Here is a 216-nt window from a genome sequence, read left to right as displayed (position 1 = left end):
GATCATGGCAAAGGGCACGAAAAACAGCACGCCGAGAATCAGCCACCAGGAAACACTGGATGCGCCTACCCAGAGCAGGGCGGTATTTACGCCTGGATTCGCGACGCCTTTGGCGGGCGCTGGGCCTCCCGGGCCACCTGGTGTTACTGGGTGAACACGGCGGTGTGGATTCCGGCGATCTACATCTTGTTCGCGGGCGTCTATGCCCAGATGTTT

At 60.2% G+C, this 216-nt stretch carries 1 protein-coding gene; it reads left to right on the top strand.

What is annotated here, in order from left to right; translation table 11 throughout:
- Positions 1-216, top strand: a 216-nt coding sequence (locus A3709_RS17345; RefSeq protein WP_156507828.1) for an amino acid permease, incomplete at both ends; no start/stop codon positions are given.

The sequence above is a fragment of the Halioglobus sp. HI00S01 genome (genome assembly GCF_001635445.1).
Classification (GTDB): Bacteria; Pseudomonadota; Gammaproteobacteria; order Pseudomonadales; family Halieaceae; genus Halioglobus; species Halioglobus japonicus.
The sequence above is the reverse complement of the archived record's forward strand: the minus strand, read 5'-3'. Positions and strand labels throughout refer to the sequence as shown.